Annotated in this window: 22 protein-coding genes and 2 pseudogenes; 17 read left to right on the forward strand and 7 right to left on the reverse strand. The window is 62.9% G+C overall.

All coding sequences use genetic code 11. The annotated features are described in order from the left end of the window. Nucleotides 1-208: 208 nt before the first annotated feature. Nucleotides 209-1102 carry a LysR family transcriptional regulator gene (locus tag NKJ73_RS20600; protein ID WP_352570888.1) on the reverse strand — a complete coding sequence of 298 codons (894 nt, stop codon included), beginning with the start codon at nt 1100-1102 and terminating at the stop codon, nt 209-211. Nucleotides 1103-1198: 96 nt separating this feature from the next. Here NKJ73_RS20600 and NKJ73_RS20605 point away from each other — a divergent pair. From NKJ73_RS20605 to NKJ73_RS20630, 6 genes and pseudogenes are all read left to right on the forward strand, one after another. Further along, nucleotides 1199-1306, forward strand: a pseudogene (locus NKJ73_RS20605) ((R)-mandelonitrile lyase); the annotation flags it as partial. A gap of 28 nt (nt 1307-1334) precedes the next feature. Next, nucleotides 1335-1667, forward strand: a complete 333-nt coding sequence (locus NKJ73_RS20610; RefSeq protein ID WP_023674789.1) for a carboxymuconolactone decarboxylase family protein — start codon at nt 1335-1337, stop codon at nt 1665-1667. A gap of 2 nt (nt 1668-1669) precedes the next feature. Then, on the forward strand, nt 1670-2656 hold the full coding sequence (locus NKJ73_RS20615) for an aldo/keto reductase (RefSeq protein WP_352570889.1): 987 nt from the start codon (nt 1670-1672) through the stop codon (nt 2654-2656). A 42-nt stretch (nt 2657-2698) separates the two neighbouring features. After that, nucleotides 2699-3463, forward strand: a complete 765-nt coding sequence (locus tag NKJ73_RS20620; RefSeq protein WP_352570890.1) for an SDR family NAD(P)-dependent oxidoreductase — start codon at nt 2699-2701, stop codon at nt 3461-3463. Nucleotides 3464-3480: 17 nt separating this feature from the next. Then, a pseudogene (locus tag NKJ73_RS20625) lies at nt 3481-3681 on the forward strand (alcohol dehydrogenase catalytic domain-containing protein); the annotation flags it as partial. 13 nt (nt 3682-3694) lie between these two features. After that, nucleotides 3695-4075: a DUF2255 family protein gene (locus NKJ73_RS20630; RefSeq protein ID WP_023674792.1), complete on the forward strand. Its 381-nt coding sequence runs from the start codon at nt 3695-3697 to the stop codon at nt 4073-4075. Between the two features lie 105 nt (nt 4076-4180). On the opposite strand, the gene gloA is transcribed toward NKJ73_RS20630, so the two are convergent. Continuing rightward, nucleotides 4181-4621, reverse strand: coding sequence for a lactoylglutathione lyase (gene gloA, locus NKJ73_RS20635; RefSeq protein WP_023674793.1), 441 nt, complete (start codon nt 4619-4621; stop codon nt 4181-4183). A gap of 215 nt (nt 4622-4836) precedes the next feature. Here gloA and NKJ73_RS20640 point away from each other — a divergent pair, with 215 nt between their 5' ends. From NKJ73_RS20640 to NKJ73_RS20655, 4 genes are all read left to right on the forward strand, one after another. Beyond that, entirely contained in the window at nt 4837-5433 is a 597-nt protein-coding gene (locus NKJ73_RS20640) for a cold-shock protein (RefSeq protein ID WP_036238076.1), read from the forward strand. Nucleotides 5434-5452: 19 nt separating this feature from the next. Beyond that, entirely contained in the window at nt 5453-6016 is a 564-nt protein-coding gene (locus tag NKJ73_RS20645) for a DUF192 domain-containing protein (RefSeq protein WP_352570891.1), read from the forward strand. Nucleotides 6017-6036: 20 nt separating this feature from the next. Beyond that, entirely contained in the window at nt 6037-6804 is a 768-nt protein-coding gene (locus NKJ73_RS20650; protein ID WP_352570892.1) for an alpha/beta fold hydrolase, read from the forward strand. 166 nt (nt 6805-6970) lie between these two features. Beyond that, nucleotides 6971-7312 (forward strand): hypothetical protein, encoded by a 342-nt coding sequence (locus tag NKJ73_RS20655; RefSeq protein ID WP_352501630.1) that lies wholly within the window; start codon nt 6971-6973, stop codon nt 7310-7312. Nucleotides 7313-7354: 42 nt separating this feature from the next. On the opposite strand, the gene NKJ73_RS20660 is transcribed toward NKJ73_RS20655, so the two are convergent. Beyond that, nucleotides 7355-7969, reverse strand: coding sequence for an HD domain-containing protein (locus NKJ73_RS20660; RefSeq protein WP_352570894.1), 615 nt, complete (start codon nt 7967-7969; stop codon nt 7355-7357). Between the two features lie 159 nt (nt 7970-8128). Here NKJ73_RS20660 and cysE point away from each other — a divergent pair, with 159 nt between their 5' ends. Next, a complete protein-coding gene (gene cysE / locus NKJ73_RS20665) occupies nt 8129-8977 on the forward strand; it encodes a serine O-acetyltransferase (RefSeq protein WP_023717455.1) in 849 nt (282 codons plus the stop codon). Nucleotides 8978-9310: 333 nt separating this feature from the next. Beyond that, entirely contained in the window at nt 9311-9514 is a 204-nt protein-coding gene (locus NKJ73_RS20670; protein ID WP_023674799.1) for a DUF3126 family protein, read from the forward strand. Nucleotides 9515-9779: 265 nt separating this feature from the next. On the opposite strand, the gene NKJ73_RS20675 is transcribed toward NKJ73_RS20670, so the two are convergent. After that, complete coding sequence (locus NKJ73_RS20675) at nt 9780-10511, reverse strand: hypothetical protein (RefSeq protein ID WP_352570896.1); 732 nt, start codon at nt 10509-10511, stop codon at nt 9780-9782. Nucleotides 10512-10629: 118 nt separating this feature from the next. On the opposite strand from NKJ73_RS20675, the gene NKJ73_RS20680 reads away from it, so the two are divergent. Both NKJ73_RS20680 and NKJ73_RS20685 read left to right on the forward strand, forming a co-directional pair. Then, nucleotides 10630-10974 (forward strand): DUF6949 family protein, encoded by a 345-nt coding sequence (locus tag NKJ73_RS20680; protein WP_352570897.1) that lies wholly within the window; start codon nt 10630-10632, stop codon nt 10972-10974. 18 nt (nt 10975-10992) lie between these two features. Then, nucleotides 10993-11520 carry a gamma carbonic anhydrase family protein gene (locus NKJ73_RS20685; protein ID WP_352570898.1) on the forward strand — a complete coding sequence of 176 codons (528 nt, stop codon included), beginning with the start codon at nt 10993-10995 and terminating at the stop codon, nt 11518-11520. Between the two features lie 219 nt (nt 11521-11739). Here the strand turns inward: NKJ73_RS20685 and NKJ73_RS20690 are convergent, their stop codons facing one another. The 3 genes from NKJ73_RS20690 to NKJ73_RS20700 all read right to left on the reverse strand — a co-directional run bounded on the left by NKJ73_RS20690 (nt 11740) and on the right by NKJ73_RS20700 (nt 13975). Then, a complete protein-coding gene (locus NKJ73_RS20690; RefSeq protein ID WP_198023528.1) occupies nt 11740-12339 on the reverse strand; it encodes a transglutaminase-like cysteine peptidase in 600 nt (199 codons plus the stop codon). 262 nt (nt 12340-12601) lie between these two features. Then, on the reverse strand, nt 12602-13219 hold the full coding sequence (locus NKJ73_RS20695; protein ID WP_352570899.1) for a PilZ domain-containing protein: 618 nt from the start codon (nt 13217-13219) through the stop codon (nt 12602-12604). 117 nt (nt 13220-13336) lie between these two features. Continuing rightward, nucleotides 13337-13975 (reverse strand): PAS domain-containing protein, encoded by a 639-nt coding sequence (locus tag NKJ73_RS20700; RefSeq protein WP_352492545.1) that lies wholly within the window; start codon nt 13973-13975, stop codon nt 13337-13339. Between the two features lie 393 nt (nt 13976-14368). Here NKJ73_RS20700 and NKJ73_RS20705 point away from each other — a divergent pair, with 393 nt between their 5' ends. From NKJ73_RS20705 to gatB, 3 genes are all read left to right on the forward strand, one after another. Next, nucleotides 14369-15136 carry a rhomboid family intramembrane serine protease gene (locus NKJ73_RS20705; RefSeq protein ID WP_352570900.1) on the forward strand — a complete coding sequence of 256 codons (768 nt, stop codon included), beginning with the start codon at nt 14369-14371 and terminating at the stop codon, nt 15134-15136. Nucleotides 15137-15236: 100 nt separating this feature from the next. Continuing rightward, complete coding sequence (locus NKJ73_RS20710) at nt 15237-15668, forward strand: CBS domain-containing protein (RefSeq protein WP_023674810.1); 432 nt, start codon at nt 15237-15239, stop codon at nt 15666-15668. 189 nt (nt 15669-15857) lie between these two features. Beyond that, complete coding sequence (gatB, locus tag NKJ73_RS20715) at nt 15858-17357, forward strand: Asp-tRNA(Asn)/Glu-tRNA(Gln) amidotransferase subunit GatB (RefSeq protein ID WP_352570901.1); 1500 nt, start codon at nt 15858-15860, stop codon at nt 17355-17357.

Genomic DNA, 17357 nt, shown 5'->3' on the forward strand with positions numbered 1-17357 from the left:
CTGTTGGCGTGATTGGGCGCCAGCCTGGGAGGCGGGCGCGACAATCGGATAGATAGGTGCCGCCTCGCGGATCGGCAAAGGCTGCCGGACGCATCCGTCCCCAGGCGGGGCCAAAACTCGCGACACATCGGCGCCAGACGCGGACCGCGCGAACGAACGTGCTCGCGATCATTAACTCGGGTCGATTGACCGCCGATCTTCTCCCGCGTCAGCCCCGGTATCGCAGGGTCTCCACAACGATGCTGAACGCAGGCGTCGGCTGGCGTCGGCTCGGGTAATAGAGGTGATATCCCGAATAGGGCGGGGTCCAGTCCGAGAGCATTTGGACGAGTTGGCCGCTGTCGAGGTAGGGCTGAACCTGGCCCTGCGGCAAGTAAGTCACGCCGAAACCATCCAGAGCGGCTTGCAACATCGGATTCCCGCTGTTGAACGTCAGTTGTCCGTCGACGCGCACCCGCAGCTCCCGGCCGTTCTTCTCAAATTCCCAGGCATAAAGTCCGCCATAGGTCGGCAGGCGAAGATTGATGCAGTCGTGGCTCGTCAGATCCTGAGGCGTTCGCGGCATTGGGCGTTCGGCGAAGTAGGACGGCGCCGCGACCGCTGCCATGCGCAAAATCGGCCCGATGGGTACGGCGATCATGTCCTTGGCCACCATCCCGCCGAGCCGCACGCCGGCGTCGTATTGCTCCGCGACGATATCGGTCAGGCCGTAGTCGATGACGATCTCCAATTTTATGTCGGGATAGCGCGGAAGCAGCTTGTGAAGCGCGGGCCAGAGCACGGCCCCAACGGCATATTCATCCGTCGTAATACGGATGTTGCCGGCCGGCTTCTCCCGCAATTCGCTGAGCGCCGCGAGTTCGAAGTCGATCTCCGCGAACCGCGGAGCCAAGGTCCGAAGGAGGCGTTCACCCGCCTCTGTCGTCGTCACGCTGCGGGTCGTCCGCGTGAGCAGCCGAACTCCCAGCCGCTCTTCGAGCGTACGCATCCCGTGGCTCAGGGCGGATGGAGAGATGGCGAGCTTGGCGGCGGCCCGAGTGAAACTTCGCTCGCTCGCGACCATGACGAAGGCGGCAAGATCGTTGAGGTTCGCTCGAGCCATTGCTGAATCTCACTCACAAGTACATGCACAAACTAGCACCTAATCGCATGATTGGGCGACCCTTATATTGCTTGCGAGCAGAACAGCCTGCCACACAACTGGCACGGCGCGACGCCCACGACGGCGATGACCCATCTTCCCGTCACCGAAGCCCTCGACGGCAAGGCGGTCGAGTGGACGGAGAAAGTGACGGATGAGGAATATCTCGCCGGCCCACCAAGGAGAGTCTCCGATGAGCGAAAAGCCCAAAGCCTTCTGCAGTCCGTTTGGGGACATCGCTTCCGCGCTCGCGGGCTACACCGATGACGTTCTGTTCGGCGATGTCTGGAAGCGGCCCGGCCTGTCGCCGCGCGACCGCAGCCTGATCTCAGTGGCGACGCTGATCGCCCTCTACCGGACAAACGAGCTGCCGTTCCACCTGAAATTTGCGTTCCAGAACGGCGTCACGCGCGACGAACTGGTCGAGACGATCACCCATCTCGCCTTCTACGCCGGCTGGCCCACCGCCAGCACGGCGGTCGGAATCGCGCGCAAGGTCTTCGAAGAAACCGACGCGGGAGAATGAGAATGCTGAACCGCACGCTCGGTGACAGCGGCCTTGTGGTCTCGGCCATCGGGCTGGGCTGCATGGGCCTGAATTATCACCGTGGCCCGGCTCCAGACCGTCAGGAGACGATCGCGCTCGTCCGGGCGGCGGTCGAGCGCGGTGTCACCTTCTTCGACACCGCCGAGGTATATGGTCCGTTCACCAATGAGGAACTCGTGGGGGAGGCGCTGGAGCCGTTCCGCAAGGACGTCGTCATCGCCACCAAGTTCGGCCACGACTTCAGTCGCTGCAGATCCAGCGGGCTCGATAGCCGCCCCGAACGCATCCGGCAAGCGGCCGAAGGGTCGCTGAAGCGGCTGCGGGTCGATGCGATCGACCTGTTCTATCAGCACCGGGTCGATCCCGACGTCCCGATCGAGGACGTCGCCGGCGCGATGAAGGACCTGATCGCGCAAGGCAAGGTCAAGCAGTTCGGTCTCAGCGAGGCAGGCGCCTCGACCATCCGCCGCGCCCATGCGGTTCAGCCGGTCGCGGCGATCCAGAGCGAATATTCCCTGTGGTGGCGTGAGCCCGAGGCGGAGGTGTTGCCCGCTTGCGAGGAACTGGGGATCGGCTTCGTCCCTTACAGCCCGCTGGGCAGGGGCTTCCTCACCGGCAAGATCGACGAAACCACCAGCTTCGGCGGTAACGACAACCGCGCCAGCTTGCCGCGCTTTACGCCCGAGGCCCGCAAGGCGAACCGCCCCGTGGTCGACCTGCTGGAAAGAATCGGCGCGCAGAAACGCGCGACGCCCGCACAGATCGCGCTCGCCTGGCTGCTGGCGCAAAAGCCCTGGATCGTCCCAATCCCAGGCACCACCAAGCTCAACCGGCTCGAGGAGAACATCGCCGCGGCAGGGATCGAGCTCTCGCCCGACGATCTACGGCACATCGAGGACGCTGCCGCGCAAATCACCGTGCAAGGCGACCGTTACCCTCAGGCGGAGGCGGAGCTCACGCGGCGTTAGCGGCGCACACGCCGAACCGACACATTTACAGGAGATATTTCCATGAACATTGCATTCGAGGGGAGGGTCGCGCTGGTGACAGGCGCGGCGTCCGGACTGGGCCTCGCCACAGCGAAAGCCTTCGCGGAATCGGGGGCGTCCGTCGCGCTCGCCGACTGGAACGAAGACGCGGTGCGTGCTGCGGTCGATGAACTGACCGCTCAAGGCCATAAGGTCCTCGCCATTCGTTGCGATGTCGCCGATGACGCACAGGTCGAAGCCATGGTCGCGCATACGGTCGCGGCCTTCGGCCGGCTCGATGCCGCCTACAACAATGCGGGCGTGCAGAATGTCCTCGCGGAAACGGCCGACGCCACCCGGGAAGATTACGACCGAGTCATGGGGATCAATCTCCGCGGCGAATGGAGCTGCATGAAATTCGAACTGCAGCAGATGCGCAACCAGGGTAGCGGCGCGATCGTCAATTGCTCTTCACTCGGGGGACTTGTGGGAGGTGCCGAGCGCGGGATCTACCATGCCGCCAAGCACGGAGTGCTTGGGTTCACCAAGAGCGCGGCTCTCGAATATGCAGCACGCGGCATCCGTATCAACGCCATATGCCCAGGGCTCATTTGGACGCCGATGGCCGACCAGATGGTGGCCGGCGGTCAGGGCGATGCGCTCAGGGCGATGGAAAAGAGCATTCCGATGGGACGGGTTGGCCGCCCCGAGGAAATTGCGAATGCAGTCCTGTGGCTCTGCAGCGACGCTGCGAGCTATGTGACCGGCCAGTCCATCTCGGTGGACGGCGGTTTTGTCATGCGCTGAAGAGGACGAGGAAAACCATGCAAGGAGCAGTTCTATACGGTCCGGGAGACGTGCGTTTCGAGGACCGTGCCGAGCCGAAAATCCTGGCCTCGACCGATGCCATCATCCGGATCGCGGCGACCTGCGTATGCGGGTCGGACCTCTGGCCCTACCGCGGCCTGCAAGCGTCCTCCGGGCCGACACCGATGGGACATGAATATTGCGGACTCGTCGAAGAGGGGAGGCCCAGACATGACGAGATGGTCTGAAGACGAATTGCGCGAGATCGCCGAAGCCGACAACTTGCACATTGCGCCGTTCAGGGAAGATGGCGTGACATATGGCACCCCAACCTGGATCTGGTCCGTGGCAGTCGACGGCGTCCTCTATGCGCGCGGCTACAATGGACAGGACTCACGATGGTACCAAGCCGCCATCCGGCAGAAGGGCGGACGGATCATCGCCGCTCGCATGACGAAGGACGTCGCCTTCGAGCCGGTCGACGGGCCGATCAACGACCGTATCGATGACGCCTATCGGGCGAAGCATCGCGGAAACCCGTACCTTAGCCCGATGATCGGTGCGCGCGCTCGGTCCGCCACCGTCAGGATTGTACCGCTGCTGCCTGAGTAGCAAGCTCACCGAAGGACCACGGCTCACCAGCCAAAGGCTTGCCGAGCGATCCTCCCCATTAGACACAACCCGCCCAGCAATGCCGGCTCAAGATGGCGTGATCGGTTACCAGCTGCCGGTGTTCGGCATCGACGCCCACGGCTCGGCCTTCGGCTTGGCCGGACCTTTCTGCAACAGCTCGATCGAGATGCCGTCCGGCGATTTGACGAACGCCATGTTGCCGTCGCGCGGCGGCCGGTTGATGGTAACGCCATTGTCCATCAGCCGCTGACAGGTGGCGTAGATGTCGTCGACCTCATAGGCGAGATGGCCGAAATTGCGGCCGCCCTTGTAGTCTTCCGGGTCCCAATTGTAGGTCAGCTCGACCAGCGGCGCTTTCTCGCTGATGCCGCTTTGCTCGTCTTCGGGGGCGGCGAGGAAGATCAGCGTGTAGCGGCCCTGCTCGTTTTCATGGCGGCGCACTTCCTTGAGGCCAAGCTTGTTGCAGTAGAAATCGAGCGAAGCATCGATGTCGGCGACGCGGACCATGGTGTGCAGATAGCGCATGATTTCCTCCTTATGTTGCGTTGCGGCGCAACATAGGGGCGGCCCGGCCAAAGGGCAATTGGCCACTTTTGCCGGGGCCGGCAAACGGCAAATCCGCTATTCCTGTATGGAACCGTGAAAAAAGGCACGTCAGGTCTTGCACACACCGGAAGCCGCGGTGTTAATCTGATACCAAGAATCAGTTGCAGTGTTTCTTGAAAAAAGGGGGCGTTCTTATGGGGGAAAAGGCCTCTTTCATGGGGCGGGACGGGGCCGGTAACGATACGTTGAAGCGGGATGAGAGCGCCGATACGGCCGATCTCGTCGAAATCGCCGGCGCCATCAAATGGTTCGACGTGGCCAAGGGCTACGGTTTCATCCTTCCCGATGATGGTACTTCGGGCGACATCCTCCTCCATGTGACATGCCTTCGAAAGGATGGTTTTCAGACCGCCCTGGAAGGCGCCCGTGTCGTCTGCCTGGTCAAGCAGGGCGAGCGCGGGCTGCAGGCCTTCCGCGTGCTCTCGATGGATGTCACCACGGCGGTGCATCCGGCGGAGCTACAGGAGCAGCGCACCCATGTCGCGGTGACGCCGGAAAGCGGCCTCGAACGGGCGCTGGTCAAATGGTTCAACCGTACCAAGGGGTTCGGCTTTCTGACCCGGGGCGAGGGCACCGAGGACATTTTCGTCCACATGGAGACGCTGCGCCGCTACGGCATCACCGAACTCCGGCCGGGCCAGGTGGTGCTGGTCCGCTTCGGACGCGGCGACAAAGGCCTTATGGCTGCCGAAATTCACCCCGATATGGGTACCTTGCCGGTCTCGCATTAGTTCCGGCCGAGGATTTCATATGGCTCACAGGAACCGGCTGACGGCGGGCGCGCTCTGCGCCGGGATTTTCCTCATCGTCGCCGCAAGTGCGTTCTTCTATTTTCAGCAACCGAGTTCCGCCGACGGCAAGGCGATGATCCTTCCCGTCGACCCGGCGCCGCTGGTCGCGGTGACGAAGGCCGGCGAGCGTTCTTTTTCGGTCGAAATCGCCGACACGCCCGCCGAGCGCGAGGCCGGCCTGATGTTCCGCCACCACATGGCCGACAATCACGGCATGCTGTTCGTGTTCGGTGCGCCGCAGGATGTGAGCTTCTGGATGAAGAATACGCCGATGCCGCTCGACTTGGTCTTCGTCGGCCAGGACGGCCGGATCCGGGCGATCAGGCAAGGCGAGCCGCAGTCGGAGGCGATCATCTCGCCGGACGAGCCGGTGCGCTTCGTACTCGAGCTCAAGGCAGGCACCGCCGCCAAAAAGGGCATTGAGGACGGCGACCTGCTGCGCCATCCGGCCATCGGCACGGCGCCGGGGCCGGCCATGCCGCCGCCCGACAAGGGCGATGCGCCGAGTGTCGATTCCGACTGAGCGGGCAGGATCTTCGGCCGATGCAGTTCTTCTCCCATGACGGTTTCGACCTTGCTTTCCTTGACCGCCAGCCGGCATCGGGGCAGGGCGATCCGGTGCTGATGATCCACGGCTTTGCCTCGAGCCATTACGTCAACTGGGTGTCGCCCGGCTGGTTCAAGGCGCTGAACGACGCCGGCTACCGTGCCATCGCCTTTGACAATCGCGGCCATGGGTCGTCGTCGAAGAGCTATGACGAAGCCGACTACACGCCGGCAAAAATGGCGTCGGACGCGGCAGCGCTTTTGAACCATCTCGGCATCGAACGCGCTCATGTCATGGGTTATTCGATGGGCGCGCGCATATCGGCCTTCCTGGCGCTCTCCGACCCGGAGAAGGTGGCGACGCTGGTCTTCGGCGGTCTCGGCGTCGGCATGGTCGACGGCGTCGGCGACTGGGATCCGATAGCCGACGCCCTTCTGGCCGACGATCCGGCAGGCACCAGCGATCCGCGCGGCCGCTCGTTCCGCGCCTTCGCCGATCAGACCCGCAGCGATCGCCGGGCGCTCGCCGCCTGCATCGCCACCTCACGCGAATTGCTGAGCGAGGCCGACATTGCCCGCATTGCCCAGCCGACCTTGATTGCGGTGGGAACCAAGGACGACATCGGCGGCTCGCCGGATGAACTCGCCGCTTTGATGCCCAACGCCAGGGCTTTTCACATCGAAGGCCGCGACCATATGCTGGCGGTCGGCGACAAGACCTTCAAGCAGCGCGTGCTGGAGTTTTATGCCGAGCATCGGTTTTGACGGATGGCTCCCCAAAAGCGGCCATTGGGCCTGAAGCTGGGGTTCTTAGCGGTTTTGCAACTCTACGGGGGTAACTAAGCGTCACGCGTGGATCGGTTCAAACCCGCCACGCGCTGAACGAGGGGCAGAGGGTACGATGGCACAATGGGGAAGAAGCGACGCCGCTTTGCTGGGCGTCGTTGCGAAAAGCAGGTTCGGCGAATGGTCCGTTGTTCTAGCGCTGGCTGCATTGGTGGCAGGCGCGATGGCGATCACCGCGTTGATGGCAATGCCGAGCGACGCGTCCGTGCTTATCCAGCACAGTGTGACAGGCTTCTTCATGGCGGTATTTTTCCTGGTCGGGCCATTGGCGCATCTTACCGGCGCGGTCTTCGGGCTGATGGCGCTGGGTCGTCCAAACGACAATCGTTTGCTCGGCCTGGCTGGCATCGTGGTCAACGGCGCGTCGCTTGCCGCCGGGGTGTTTATGCTGTGGGCCATGGCATCGACCATAGGCGCGTTTACGTGATTTCGGGCAAATCTTCCGGACGCAAGTGGCCGACGCGTCGGGCTACGATCGGCGCGGGCTGTGCCCCAGCGCCCTGAGCGAGCGCGCCATGTTATGCCGGGCCTGGGTTTCGAAGCGCCGGCGGAACTCCTTGCTGTGGAAGACATGCGGGCGGGCGAGGAAGCCATTCAGGACTGCGGCACGGCCGGCCCGCCACATCGGCTCATCGACCCACTTATATTCGCGGCGGACCGCCTGTTCATAAGCGTCGAACACGTCGGGCGCAGCACCCAGGATCGCCAGGTCCATGTCGAGGAACAGCGCCGCGTCACGAACCGAATGCTGGTCGCCAAGGGGCGGCAATTCGTGGCCGGCAGTGGCAGTGATCATCGCCGCGATGCGACCGATGCGTTGTGCATCGGCGCGGCCGGCGAGCTTTTCCTCGGCAAGTGCGGCACTCCTCGCCTCATTGTCCTTGGCGCGGCTGTCGTAGATCGCGTCGTGGAACCAGATCGCTGCCTCGACTGCTTCAGGATCATGCAACAACGCCTTGTAATCATTGGCCAGCGCCAGCGTCGCCTCGATGTGGCCAAGGTCGTGGTAGTGGCGATCTTCGGCCTCATAGAGCGCGGAAAGCTCGCGCTTCAGGGTCTCGTCCATCAAGGTTGCGTTTTCCATGGCTGCTTGAAATTCCGCCAACCAAATCCATTTCACGAAGCACTAAGGAAAATTGAGTTCACCCGTGCTATGATCTGGCTTATAGGTGCGGCCGGAGAATAGGCAAGCCGCCAACCGAGACATTGGATGGCCGAGACATTGGATGGCCGGAGACATCAGATGAACAGCGTTACGATTTCCCGTCCCACCAGGGTGCAGCCGGTAGATCCGATCTGGCGTTCGATCCGCGACGAAGCGATGGAAGCGGTCAACCGCGATCCGCTGCTGGCGGCGTTCCTCTATTCGACCATCCTCAATCAGGAAAACCTGGAAGAAGCGGTCATTCACCGGCTGGCCGAGCGCCTCGCCCATCAGGACATCGGCTCCGACCTCATCCGCCAGACGTTCAAGGCGATGGCGGCCGACGACAAGGACTGGTCGACGACGGTGCGCGTCGATATCCAGGCCTATTACGACCGTGATCCGGCATGCGACCGCTTCATCATGCCGGTGCTCTACTTCAAGGGTTTTCACGCCATCCAGACGCACCGGCTGGCGCATTGGCTGTGGAACCAGGGCCGCCAGGACTTCGCGCTGTATCTGCAGAGCCGGTCGTCCTCGGTGTTCCAGACCGACATCAATCCGGCTGCCCGCATCGGCAAGGGCATCTTCCTCGACCACGCCACCGGCCTCGTCGTCGGCCAGACGGCGGTGATCGAGGACGACGTGTCGATCCTGCACGGCGTGACGCTGGGCGGCACCGGCAAGGCCGGCGGCGACCGCCATCCCAAGATCCGCTACGGCGTGCTGATCGGCGCCGGCGCCAAGATCCTCGGCAACATCGAGATCGGCCATTGCTCGAAGATCGCGGCCGGCTCGGTGGTGCTGTCGCCGGTACCGCACAACAAGACGGTTGCCGGCGTGCCGGCCCGCGTCGTCGGCGAGACCGGCTGCGACCAGCCTTCGCGGCAGATGGACCAGCTGTTGCCATCGCAGACGATGGACCACGTCGTCAGCTTCGACATCTGAGTGCTCGGGCAGGGGCTTGTCGCGTCGGACCAACTATCAATGTCGGCGCTGCCCCTCATCTGCCTGCCGGCATCTTCTCCCCGTATAGTGACGGGGAGAAGGGGCTGACTGCGGCCTCGGCACTGTTTCTGTAACGCTGGAGATTGGCGAAATTTTTTGCGAAGGCGGCCTTCTCCCCGTCACTATACGGGGAGAAGTGCCCGGCAGGGCGATGAGGGGCAGCGCAAACCTGAGGCGATTGCCCGTGTTCTCTCGCCGGCTTGCCTTTACATGGCCATTGTCGACGTGCCAGAAGCGCGCTCAAACGAAGAAGCCGACGATCGGAGAAGACTGTTGAAGCCGGACGAAATCAGAAAGCTGGACGCCTATTTCAAGCGCACCTTCCAGAACCCCAAACTCGAAGTGAAGGCGCGGCCGCGCAAGGAAGATTCGGCCGAGGTCTATGTCGGCGACGAGTTCCTTGGCATCGTCTTCAAGGACGAGGACGACGGCGATTATAATTTCTCGATGGCGATCCTCGACATCGATCTGGCCTGAGTTGGGAGTTTAGCTGGCCGCTACCCCTCAAGCGCTGCGGCGGTACGGAACCTTGCAGGACGGCGGCGGGACAGCGCCCTCCTCTGGCCTGCCGCCCATCTCCCCCACCTGGGGGGAGATTGGCAGCCTCGGCGCTGCACTCTTCCTGCAACATTGGAGACTGGCGAAAGCCAAGATGACGGCCGATCTCCCCCCTCGTGGGGGAGATGTCCGGTAGGACAGAGAGGGGCGCGAAGGATCGCTACGGAACGGCTCGTTTCGTTGCTTACCGCCCGGTCTTCAGCACACGTGCCGCCTCGCCCGAAATCGCCGCGTCGAGCCCCTGCCAGTCGCCCAGGAATTCCCGGGGGAAGCGGTAGGTAAGGCTGAGATTGTCGCCGACCAGGATGTCGCGTTCGCAGGGCGCCAGCGATTCGTCCGAGCTCGGGCCGCTCAGGCAGCGTGCGACGAACGGATCCTTGCCGGGGCGATCGGCGACCGCCAGCACTTCGTTCAGATAGCCTGATTTTTCGCTGAAGGCGTAAAGCGTGGTGCCGCCAGGGCCGGGCGTACCCGGCTTGGCGATCAGCGCGCTGTAGATCGGCGCGAAGCGGCCGCTCATGTCGCGCGACATCATCTGCGGCTCGAACGACAGGAAGACGATGTCCTTGCTGGGTCCGGTGTGGTTGAAGTCGTTGCGGGCAGCCTCGCTGTAGCCGTCCATCTCGGGATAGCGCAGATAGAGGTCGAGTCGCGAGGCGATGCCGTCGCGCCGGGCCTGGGCAAAGCGGATGACATTGGCCGGCACGGCGATGACGTTGTTGCCGATGACGACCTTGTGGACCGTGGTGTCGTCGGTGTACCCGGCCATGGCAATCGAGCGGCCGAACCATTTGCCGCCAAGGCTGATCGCCACCGAAAGCAGCGCCAGCGTCGCGAACGCATAAAACACTCGCTTCATCAGCGTCGAATCGACGACGCTGAGTTGCGGGCCCTCTGTGGCGGCTGCCTGCTTCATCGCGATCCTCATTTGCCGTCCCATCGGGTGTACCTGAACGGCACATCTCGGCGCGCACGGCTCTTGCTTCGCAGCTTTGCGGGCGACTGTGCGATTTCATGGTAAACGGAGGGTAAAGATGGGCCCGGTCGAACAAATCATATTCAGTTTTATGGCTGGGCTGACGGCTTGCGGCCTGACCGGATCGGTGATGGAGCTGATCGCCGGCCGTAGGCTTGCCTTCGTCCAGCCCTATGTATCGTCGAAGCACATGCTGCGCTCGCTCGCCACGACGGCTTGCGCCGGGCCGCTGATGTTCGCCAACGAGGCGCTGGACGCCTGGCGCGAGCGTCGCATCTCGGTGCTGGGGCTGATCTCCTGCGGCTGTACGGCGACCATCTGGGCGCTGGCGCTGGGCATGGTGGTGATCGCCATTGCGTCCTGGGCGGCTTCGCTTCTAGGGTCTGGCAGCTTGTCGGTGTGAGACGATCTGGAGACAGCAATGCCGATCTACGCGATTGACGGAAAAGCGCCCGCCTTCGAGGACGCCGACAGCAACTGGATCGCGCCCGATGCCACCCTGATCGGCAATATCAGCATTGGCCGCAATGCCGGCTTCTGGTTCGGCGTCGTCGTCCGCGGCGACGATGAGCCGATCGTCATCGGCGCCGACACAAATGTGCAGGAGCACACAATCATGCACACCGACGCCGGCTTTCCGCTGACCGTCGGCCAACGCTGCACGATCGGCCATCGCGCCTTGCTGCATGGCTGCACCATCGGCGACAACAGCCTGATCGGCATGGGCGCCATCGTGCTGAACGGCGCGAAGATCGGCAACAACTCGCTGGTCGGCGCCGGTGCGCTGGTCACCGAAGGCAAGCAATTTCCCGACAATTCGCTGATCGTCGGCTCGCCCGCGCGCGTCGTCAGGATGCTCGACGAGGCCGCAGTCGCCAGGCTGCGCGCCTCGGCCGCGCATTATGTGGCCAACGGGAAGAGGTTCAGGGCGGGGCTGAGGAAAGTGTAGCGCCAGTCAGTGAAGGCCGCCTATCGCAAGCCCGGAAATGGTGGAGCCGGCCCGGGGACGGGGCCGGCTCCTTAAACCCGGTCGTTGGGGACGGGGAGGGTGGGGACTCGACCGGGTTTCTCCTAAAGCGCGAAGTCATGCGACGCACTTAACCTCTGCTTTATGCATGTCGTTATCCCAAAACCGCTACGCGCTTTTGGGCGACATGCCTTGGCGTCCTCAGCGGACGCTGGCGACCGCGTCGGAGCGGCCGTCGTTGATCGTCACCCAGGCGCCGGAATTCCGCTCGGACTGGCGCTTCAGGTAGGTGTAGCCGGTATTGGTCCAGGACAGCACCTTGGGCTGGAGATTGTCGAGGATGAACTCGCCAAGGCTGGTGCGCACGGTCAGCACCGCATGGCCGTCGCCATTGCGCTGGCGCACCACCGTCATCAGCAGATCGCCGGCCGGCACGCCGATGCTCATCAGCTCGCGGCGCTTTTCCAGCGCATAGTCCTCGCAGTCGCCGAAGCCGCTATTGGGAAAGGACCAGACTTCCTCCTTGCCCCACATTTCCATGTCGGTGCGCGGCGCGACCCTGCTGTTGACCGAATTGTTGACCTTGACGATCGTTGCCCACAGCTTGCGGGTCAGCTCGACGGGTGCCCGGCCAGGCGTCCTCTGATTGCATTCCTGCGGAAGCTGCTGGCACAATTCGTAGTGTCCGACCGGCTGCGTGGTGCGGCCGCCGGTGTGCATGAAGGCCGGCTCCGCCGCGTTTACAGTCCCCCAACCGAAAAGCTGCATCGCTATTGCCGCCAGCAACAGCTTGCCCCTCATCCTGTTCATTATTCAGTCTCCCCGTTTGAGGAGACAATGACACGACTGGATTTATTTGACGCAAAAGTGCGAAGTAGACATTAAGTAAAACGCCAATAGAATAAACATAAAATTTGACGCAATTGAATATAGAATTGTTTAAGGATTCCAGCCGGGCATGTTCCCATGCTTCGTCGCACCGTTCGAACAGCCAGGATGGCGGGACAGAGGGGGGCGCGAAGGATCGCCAGCATCTCTTCCCGATAGTGCTAACGCTTCCGCGTCAGCCGCGCGATGAGCTGAATTCGGTATCGAGCGTTTCCGGCCGCTGGATGACGGCGAACTCGATGGCGAGGCCATCTTCGAAATGCCGCACTATCTGGCCGCGCATGGTGCCCAGCGTCACCTGGACGCCGATGGCCGGCTTGACGTCGATCTCGATCGCCGCGCCCGACAGCGACAGGTCGATGATGCGGCACTGGTACTGGCGTCCGTCGGCAAGCTGCAGCACGCTCGTCGGGTTGCGCGGTGCGACGCGTTCATGGCGGCGGTCTTCCGGCAGGTCGAGCTCGTGCTTGTTGGCAAGCCAGGTCAGTTGCGCGGCGAGCTTGTCCCTCTTGCGCTCCGACGCGATGACGGTCATCGCAAAGCCATCCTGCAGTGTGCGGGTGATGACGCCTTCGATGCGGCCGATGTGATCGATGTAGGCAATGACCTTTTCGCCAGCCAGGCCGGCGCGCTCGGTGCGCAGCGCAACGTTGCCGGGCGACATGTCGACCACCTGGCAGGGATGTTCGGTGCGGTCTTCCAGCATGAAGCGTCCGTAAATTTTCACGCGGACGCGCTGAAAGTTACGCCTTTCAGCTTGGGACGGCGCATGGTCGACCGCCGCTGACCTCATCACTGCCATACCCCGTTCGGCATTCCGCGCATGGATGCGGGGAATTTCAGCGGAAAACTACAACAAAGCAGGTTAACAAAGGGGAAAGCCCGGCGCTGTTGCTTTAAGCTTTGGGCATCATTCCTCGCGTCCGCCGTCGAAGACGACCAGGTGACGGATGCGGCGAGCCTGGCCGAGCGCCGAAATCGTCTCGGGCGGGTCGAATTCCGATGGGGCGAGCGAGGGAACCTCTATCGCCGGCCGGTTCTTCAGGAACATCGGCTCCTTGTCGGGATCGACGACACGGATCGAATCGATCAAGGCGTCGAGAACCGGGTCGGCACCCAGCCAGAAGGGTTTTTCGACGGCGCTTATCACGCCGAGGCAGCGCGGGCTCTCGACACCGCCGTCGAGCGGCAGCGCGAGCAGCTCGAACCTGTTGGACCGGCCGTTGCGGCTGAAACCCTCATAGGTGATGAGCATCACCGATTTCAGGTCGAAGACGCCATCGGTCAGCTTCGAAATCAGTCGCTGGTCCTTCTCGCGCCACAGTGAAGGGAATGAAAACCCCTTGAGTTCGCGGCCATAGACCGCGCAGAGCCTGGTGCCGGCCAGCCGGAACACCGCTTCGCCGCGCGTGTCCTTTTCCAGGATGAACGTGTCGGCCAGCAGCGACTTGATATCGGCCGGTTCGACTTCCGAGCGTTTCGGGGCAGGGCGTCCGTCACGCAACCGGTTCCAATAATGGAACAGCGTGATCGATCCGGTCTGGTTCATGCTAATGCTGCTCCGCGCATTCTGTCTTCTGATGTCCCATCGGTGAACAGAAGGGCGCCCTCCGAAGACCTACATGCGTTGCGGAGCAGGATGCGTGCCAGCATCGTTAATACTTGTTCACGGGTCGGGGCGGTTAAGGTTAACAACTGGTTTACGTTGCGCGCCTGCCAGCCCTGTGGCACACCAAAACCACTCCAGAAGCGGTCGTTTTGCGACGATCGGCAGCACTTCAGTCAAGAGTTCAGGGGGAGCAAGGGGGCTCGACCAGCCGTTCAAGGGAAACCTTGGACGGCTTCTTTTTTTGATTCGGGGCTGCTGATTCGCCGTTTGTGATTCGGTTGGCCGTGATCTACATGCTCGCCAAGTCCAATCCAGCGACTGAGTGCAAGCCATATGAGCGACCCAGAAAGCCCACCGGAGATCGAGCAGGGCGAGAGCGGGCCTGTCGCCCGCGAACCGGAGCGCCGCGAACCGGTGTTCAACCTGCCGCCCGTGGTGCTGGCGGTGATCGGCATCTGCGTCGCGGTCCATCTGATCCGGGTCTATTGGCTGACCGACGACCAGGACTTCGAACTGCTTGTCCGGGCTGCCTTTGTCCCGATCCGCTATTCCGGCCGCTTCGATCTGGATTTCTTCGCGTTTTCGAGCCCTTTTACCTATGCCTTCCTGCATGGCGGCTTTGCCCATCTTGCCATCAACATGGTGTGGCTCGCGGCCTTCGGCTCACCGTTGGCCAACCGCTTCGGCGCGCTGCGCTTCAGCCTGTTCTTCGCCGCGACCGGACTGGCGGCGGTGGCGCTGTTCTGGGCCATGCACCCGCTTGGCGAGGCCCCGCTGGTCGGCGCCTCCGGCGCGATTTCCGGCATGATGGGCGCCGCGGCACGCTACGGCTTCCGCATCGACCGCTCGTCGGGCAAGGCCGCCTTCGCCGGCCGGCCTTTGCCGATGGCGGCGGTGCTGCGCTCGCGCGGCGTCGTCACCTTTCTCGCCATGTGGATGGTGATCAACCTCGCGACCGGCCTCTTCGGCCTGGCGCCTGGCATTGACGGCCAGATCGCCTGGGAAGCCCATATTGGCGGTTTTCTTGCCGGCTTCTTCGGCCTGCGGTTTTTTGATCGGCGAGAGCAGGTGCCCCGGCAGGCGGACGAGCCGGAGACCTGAGACCGCCGCACTTGAAAAGCAACCGATCGCGGCGCACGATGTTCATCCCAGGGAAAGCCGGCCAGGGCAGGAGCCGGCAGGAAATGCAGAGGAGGACGCCATGACTGTTAAGGCAATTCTCGAGGCAAAAGGCCACGACGTGGTGACGCTCGGGCCGAACGAAAAGCTCAGCGAAGCCATCCGCATGCTTTCCGAACACAGGATCGGCGCGCTGGTCATCACCAACGGCGATCACAAGATCGTCGGCATTCTTTCCGAGCGCGATGTGGTGCGGGTTCTCGCCAAGGAGGGGGCGGCGGCGCTCGACCTTGCCGTCCGCTCGGCGATGACGCCCAAGGTGAAGATCTGCAATGAGAACCACACCGTCAACGAGGTCATGGAGATCATGACCAAGGGCCGCTTCCGCCATCTGCCGGTGGAGAAGAACGGGCTGCTCGACGGCATCGTGTCGATCGGCGACGTGGTCAAGCGCCGCATCGAGGATGTCGAGCGCGAGGCCGAGGAGATCAGGGCCTATATCGCCACGGCATAGGTGACGGCGGCCGGGTTGCCGGCAGTTCGATTTTTCAAGCTGCTATCGCAGTTCGTCGCGGCAGGTGCGGGCCTGTGCCGCGTCGGCGCGTGCGGCTTTGCGCTTGTCTCTTTTGGCGGTTTGCACTAGCGAAGTTGCACATCAAAATATGCGTTCTCGCATATCCGCAATTTCAATATGCAGGCCCTTATGAGCATCATCGATACCCGCACGCCCGACGCCAAGCGCCTGGTTCCCGGCGCCACCGGCGACTGGGAGATCATCATCGGCCTCGAGGTCCACGCGCAGGTGACCTCGCAGGCAAAGCTGTTTTCCGGCGCCTCGACCATTTTCGGCGCCGCGCCCAACGCCAATGTCAGCCTGGTCGACGCGGCGATGCCCGGCATGCTGCCGGTCATCAACGAGGAATGCGTCAAGCAGGCGATCCGCACCGGGCTGGGCCTGAAGGCCGAGATCAACCACAAATCGGTCTTCGACAGGAAAAACTATTTCTATCCCGACCTGCCGCAGGGCTACCAGATCTCGCAGTTCAAGCAGCCGATCGTCGGCGAGGGCAAGGTGATCGTCTCGGTCGGCCCGGACCGGCAGGGCGAATTCGAGGACATCGAGGTCGGCATCGAGCGCCTGCACCTGGAGCAGGATGCCGGCAAGTCGATGCACGACCAGCATGCGACGATGTCTTATGTCGATCTCAACCGCTCCGGCGTGGCGCTGATGGAGATCGTCTCCAAGCCGGATATGCGCTCCGCCGATGAAGCCAAGGCCTATGTCACCAAGCTGCGCACCATCGTGCGTTATCTCGGCACGTGCGACGGCAATATGGACGAAGGCTCGCTGCGCGCCGACGTCAACGTCTCGGTGCGGCGGCCCGGCGGCGAATTCGGCACGCGCTGCGAGATCAAGAACGTCAACTCGATCCGTTTCATCGGCCAGGCCATCGACTATGAAGCGCGCCGCCAGATTGCCATCCTCGAGGACGGCGGCAGGATCGAGCAGGAAACGCGGCTGTTCGACCCCAATAAGGGTGAGACGCGCTCGATGCGCTCCAAGGAAGAAGCGCATGACTACCGCTATTTCCCCGATCCCGATCTTCTGCCGCTGGAATTCGACCAGGCCTATGTCGACTCGCTGGCAAAGGACCTGCCGGAACTTCCCGACGCCAAGAAAGCGCGGCTGATCACCTCGCTCGGCCTGTCGACTTACGACGCCTCGATCCTGGTTTCGGAAAAGGCGATTGCCGATTATTTCGAGAAGGTGGCGGCCGGGCGCGACGGCAAGCTCGCCGCCAACTGGGTCATCAACGACCTCCTGGGGGCCTTGAACAAGGCCGGCAAGGATATTGAAAACGCTCCTGTTTCGCCCGACCAGCTTGGCGCGGTCATCGACCTGATCAAGGAAGGCACCATCTCCGGCAAGATCGCCAAGGATCTGTTCGAGATCGTCTGGAACGAGGGCGGCGATCCGCGTCAGCTGGTCGAAAGCCGCGGCATGAAGCAGGTCACCGATACCGGCGCCATCGAAAAGGCGGTGGACGAGGTGATCGCGGCCAACCCGGACAAGGTCGAACAGGCGCGCGCCAAGCCGACCATGGCCGGCTGGTTCGTCGGCCAGGTGATGAAGGCGACCGGCGGCAAGGCCAATCCGCAGGCGGTCAACGAGCTGGTCAAGGCCAGGCTCGGGATCGAGTAG

It is taken from the genome of Mesorhizobium sp. M0074 (assembly GCF_040322975.1).
Lineage (GTDB): Bacteria > Pseudomonadota > Alphaproteobacteria > Rhizobiales > Rhizobiaceae > Mesorhizobium.

Bases quoted from the DNA above. Each gene is read 5' to 3' on its own strand.
- NKJ73_RS20600 (WP_352570888.1), bottom strand. From the start codon at position 1,102: ATGGCTCGAGCGAACCTCAACGATCTTGCCGCCTTCGTCATGGTCGCG.
- NKJ73_RS20610 (WP_023674789.1), top strand. From the start codon at position 1,335: ATGAGCGAAAAGCCCAAAGCCTTCTGCAGTCCGTTTGGGGACATCGCT.
- NKJ73_RS20615 (WP_352570889.1), top strand. From the start codon at position 1,670: ATGCTGAACCGCACGCTCGGTGACAGCGGCCTTGTGGTCTCGGCCATC.
- NKJ73_RS20620 (WP_352570890.1), top strand. From the start codon at position 2,699: ATGAACATTGCATTCGAGGGGAGGGTCGCGCTGGTGACAGGCGCGGCG.
- NKJ73_RS20630 (WP_023674792.1), top strand. From the start codon at position 3,695: ATGACGAGATGGTCTGAAGACGAATTGCGCGAGATCGCCGAAGCCGAC.
- gloA (WP_023674793.1), bottom strand. From the start codon at position 4,621: ATGCGCTATCTGCACACCATGGTCCGCGTCGCCGACATCGATGCTTCG.
- NKJ73_RS20640 (WP_036238076.1), top strand. From the start codon at position 4,837: ATGGGGGAAAAGGCCTCTTTCATGGGGCGGGACGGGGCCGGTAACGAT.
- NKJ73_RS20645 (WP_352570891.1), top strand. From the start codon at position 5,453: ATGGCTCACAGGAACCGGCTGACGGCGGGCGCGCTCTGCGCCGGGATT.
- NKJ73_RS20650 (WP_352570892.1), top strand. From the start codon at position 6,037: ATGCAGTTCTTCTCCCATGACGGTTTCGACCTTGCTTTCCTTGACCGC.
- NKJ73_RS20660 (WP_352570894.1), bottom strand. From the start codon at position 7,969: ATGGAAAACGCAACCTTGATGGACGAGACCCTGAAGCGCGAGCTTTCC.
- cysE (WP_023717455.1), top strand. From the start codon at position 8,129: ATGAACAGCGTTACGATTTCCCGTCCCACCAGGGTGCAGCCGGTAGAT.
- NKJ73_RS20675 (WP_352570896.1), bottom strand. From the start codon at position 10,511: ATGAAGCAGGCAGCCGCCACAGAGGGCCCGCAACTCAGCGTCGTCGAT.
- NKJ73_RS20680 (WP_352570897.1), top strand. From the start codon at position 10,630: ATGGGCCCGGTCGAACAAATCATATTCAGTTTTATGGCTGGGCTGACG.
- NKJ73_RS20685 (WP_352570898.1), top strand. From the start codon at position 10,993: ATGCCGATCTACGCGATTGACGGAAAAGCGCCCGCCTTCGAGGACGCC.
- NKJ73_RS20690 (WP_198023528.1), bottom strand. From the start codon at position 12,339: ATGAGGGGCAAGCTGTTGCTGGCGGCAATAGCGATGCAGCTTTTCGGT.
- NKJ73_RS20695 (WP_352570899.1), bottom strand. From the start codon at position 13,219: ATGAGGTCAGCGGCGGTCGACCATGCGCCGTCCCAAGCTGAAAGGCGT.
- NKJ73_RS20700 (WP_352492545.1), bottom strand. From the start codon at position 13,975: ATGAACCAGACCGGATCGATCACGCTGTTCCATTATTGGAACCGGTTG.
- NKJ73_RS20705 (WP_352570900.1), top strand. From the start codon at position 14,369: ATGAGCGACCCAGAAAGCCCACCGGAGATCGAGCAGGGCGAGAGCGGG.
- NKJ73_RS20710 (WP_023674810.1), top strand. From the start codon at position 15,237: ATGACTGTTAAGGCAATTCTCGAGGCAAAAGGCCACGACGTGGTGACG.
- gatB (WP_352570901.1), top strand. From the start codon at position 15,858: ATGAGCATCATCGATACCCGCACGCCCGACGCCAAGCGCCTGGTTCCC.